Origin of the sequence: Microvirga tunisiensis, assembly GCF_009296175.1 — a bacterium.
Taxonomy (GTDB): Bacteria; Pseudomonadota; Alphaproteobacteria; order Rhizobiales; family Beijerinckiaceae; genus Microvirga; species Microvirga tunisiensis.
This window is the reverse complement of the sequence record NZ_VOSK01000498.1, coordinates 1-3629: the sequence shown is the minus strand read 5'-3', so window position 1 is coordinate 3629 and position 3629 is coordinate 1. Positions and strand designations below refer to the sequence as shown.

Annotated in this window: 2 protein-coding genes; both read left to right on the top strand. The window is 55.1% G+C overall.

Annotated elements, in window-relative coordinates:
• Positions 1 to 141: 141 nt before the first annotated feature.
• Positions 142 to 876, top strand: a complete 735-nt coding sequence (locus FS320_RS40100) for an IS630 family transposase (protein WP_244627690.1) — start codon at positions 142 to 144, stop codon at positions 874 to 876.
• A gap of 819 nt (positions 877 to 1695) precedes the next feature.
• Positions 1696 to 3552, top strand: coding sequence for a hypothetical protein (locus tag FS320_RS40095; RefSeq protein WP_152718023.1), 1857 nt, complete (start codon positions 1696 to 1698; stop codon positions 3550 to 3552).
• Positions 3553 to 3629: the final 77 nt, after the last annotated feature.

Below are 3629 nucleotides of genomic sequence, written 5' to 3'. Positions count from 1 at the left end.
GCAAGGGACCATCACGCTGCGCAACGGACAGGCTCCGCGCGCTGGCCCCTTGCTCCTGTCGCGCCAGAAGGCGTATCACCTGCCGAGGCTCTAACAGCGGCTGGATGAAACTTCAGTGGCAGGTCAGGCCTGCCCTTCGCCTTGTGGAGCCGGGCAGCGGTGCGGGAGCTCATCGAGCGACACTGTGGGGTCGGGCTGGCGGTGCGCACGATGAGCACCTATCTGGCGCGCTGGGGCTTCACGGCCCAGAAGCCGCTCCGACGGGCATACGAGCAGTCGCCGAAGGCCGTGCGGCGCTGGCTGCGGCGGGAGTATCCAGCCCTTGTGGCGCGAGCCAGAGAGGAGAAGGGCACGATCTTCTGGGGCGATGAGACCGGTTTGCGCTCCGATGATGTGCGCGGCCACAGCTCCGCCCCGCGGGGCCGGACGCCTGTCGTGCGCCCCTGTCACAAGCGCGCGGGGCTGGGCTTGATCTCGGCTCTGACCAACAAGGGCGAGCTGCGCTGGATGGTGCTCGATGGCGCCGTCAAGGCCCCGAGCCTGATCCGCTTTCTCGGCCAGCTGATCCAGGATGCCAACGGCAAGGTATTTCTGATCTGGGACAACCTGCCGGTCCATCGGGCCAAGGCGGTGCAGGACTGGTTGGCCGAGCGCACGGAGCAGATCGAGGTCTTCTACCTGCCATCTTATAGCCCTGAGTTGAACCCGGACGAGGGCCTGAACGCCGACCTGAAGCACGCTGTGACGCGCAAGCCGCCGGCCCGCAGCAAGCCCGAACTTAAGCGCGCCATCATCAGCCACATGCGCCGGCTCGCCAAGTTGCCCGACCGGATCCGCAGCTACTTCGGGCATCCATCTTTCCGTTATGCCGCGTAGTTCAAGATCGCCCAAGCCGGATTAATAACTGAACACGCATCGAAAGTCGTCGAAACCTACGACCCGGTCTCATCACAAGCTCTATGGATTGGCGCCCACAGGAGAGGCGGCAGATCTTTTCGTCCAATGATACATAATAGCCGCGAAGTAACGGCCCTAGTTCAAAGCCTGAAAATAGCCGATGATTCCGGTCACCCAATCACGACTATCGATTGCACCCGTCTGCGGAAAACGGTGAAGATGCATCGTTATCGCCGATACGGCGGGCACCTGGGCCGATTCGCCTCCGATAATTCCCAGTCGATAGCGGTTCGCCACTATGCGAATTTAGACGCGACACGGGAAGACCATGCAAACGCGGTCGTCGATGCTCAGAACCGCCTATTTCTGAGCGCAATGGAGCCAGTTGTCTTACCTGACCTCGATGAAACGAAATGCTCAGACTCAGCGGAGCCAACCGATGGCTCCGTCGACTCGGACACTTGGTTAGCAAGCTGTCAAGATTTTTGGGACAGTCCATTTGGGCAAGCGGATGATGGTGGATGTCGCAGTCCGTTTACACTTTGTCTACCCTGTCGAAATGCGGTCTTCACGGCTAAAAAACTACCAGCAATCTTGGCTTATCTCACTTGGCTGAATGACAGGCGGGTAATCATTTTACCGCAACAGTGGGAAGCACTTCACGGAAGTGACTATGCCAGAATCAAACTTCAAATCCTCCCAAAGTTCCAACCGGAAATGGTTGCAGATGCGAAGTCCTCACTCGAAGAAAATCGAGGAGCACTCTTCTATATCCCTCTACATGAGCGGAGAACCTGAATGCCGTCTGCTCCCACGCTTGAACGTAAGTTTTCACCAGATTGGGCAATAGACCGGAACCAACTCGCAATCCCAAACAAATTTGTTATTCCGGATCACGTTCAACGCAACACTAGTCGAGTTGGTGATGATGTATGGGACCTACGATGCACGATCGCGCGGGTAAATTCTTTTGAGCATAGAGCGCGGTTTGACTTTAGGACCATAGATAGCGAGGGCGAACGGGAGTTTATCAGAGAATATCTGTACCTTTGTTTGAATTTCGACCATCTAGGATCCTGTCGCTGGCAGTTGCAAGGTTTGACTCCAGATGCGGCCTGCTCAAATTCACCTATGATACGTTACTTCTTGCGGTGCGTTCACAATACCGGCCGCACGCTCTACGACATTAATCAGAATTGGCTCGATCAATGGCTTCAAGAGCATCGCCACCTATCCGCGAGTTCGCTCGTTCATCGCATAAGCATGATTAGGCGGCTCTTTACCTACGAGCCGGAGATGTCCTTCCAATCACTCCAAATCGCACCTTGGGGCATGAGGTCCGCAACGAAAATCGCTGGCTACCGACTAAACACAGAAAATAAGACTAACCGAGTGCCGGAAGCAATCTATGCTCCGACGCTGCGTTGGGCGATGTTCATGGTTGAGCGTGGTGTTGACGACCTTGTTCGCTTTCGCAACAACGTCAAAAGTACGGGAGTCAACGCAAGCTCACTTCCACCTGGCGCTACCGTCAAAAGCGCCTTGGACGCTTATCTTTCGAGACTCCGTCAACAGCATCGCAAAGTCCCATTGGTCGAAGGCGGTGGACCATCTCGGTCTGCGATCGCTCGCGAAACCGGTATAAGCTGGAGTTCGTTGAAATCGGTTCACTGTGAAGGTGTAATAGATGATGCCATCCAAGAGCTCGGTGGGGAACTGGAAGGGCAATCCTTCGGTTGGAGCAATCTTCCCGACACTGTGATCCCATGGAGATCTAGCACTACAACGAAGGAGGCTTTCTTCCTCTTGGGTCAAGCTTTGGGCGCCTGCTATCTTGTCGTCGGACTGCTATCCGGGATGAGAGATAGTGAGGTTACGGCCCTTAGGCGAGGATGTGTTAAGATCGTCAAAAACGCCCACGGCCAGGTTCATAGGTACGAGATTGAAGGGTACATATTCAAAGGCTCGAGAAAAAAGGGTTTCTCACGGCAGAAGCATACTTGGATTACTATCAAGCCAGTTGCTGATGCGATTATAGCGGCAGAGAAGATTCAAGACCACCTTTGCGGGGTGAGAAACGTTCCGTTGGGTGAGGAAGAAAGGGATCTTATATTCGCTCGGCCAGCCCTACGTGAGGGCAATAGCGCCGCGATGAAGGGTGGCCAATCAAATACGTTTATCAATAGCTTTGCCAACGCTTGTACAGAACAGCTGGAAGAGGTCTGCGCCAGGGCAACTGATGCGCAGATTGGCCAAATCCGAGCATTGTACAGTATTCCGCCTACAACTCAGGGAACCCAATGGCGGTGGCAGTCACGACAGCTCCGGCGAACATTAGCTTGGTTTATAGCAAACCAACCCTTCGGAGTGATAGCGGGTATGTTGCAGTATGGGCAGGCAAGTGAGCTGATGTTCGAGGGCTATGCCGGCACTTCGGCTTCCGGATTTCGCGATGAGATTGAGCAAGAAAGGCAACGTGCCCGCCTTACCGATATAGTTGCGCTCTATGAGGGCTGGCTAGATGGAGAAAGACTCGGTGGCCCGATGGGTGCCAAATTATCGAGTGAATTCGATAGAATTTGTGAAGAGTTAGGAGAGCTCCCAGTAATAGGGGCAAAACCGTTGGCGATCACGCTAAGGAGCAGCGGTCGCTGACCAGATCTGCCAGGCGCGGGACGGCTGGCGCATCAGCAATTCCCAGTCTATCGCCAAGATAGCTCCAGAATGACACT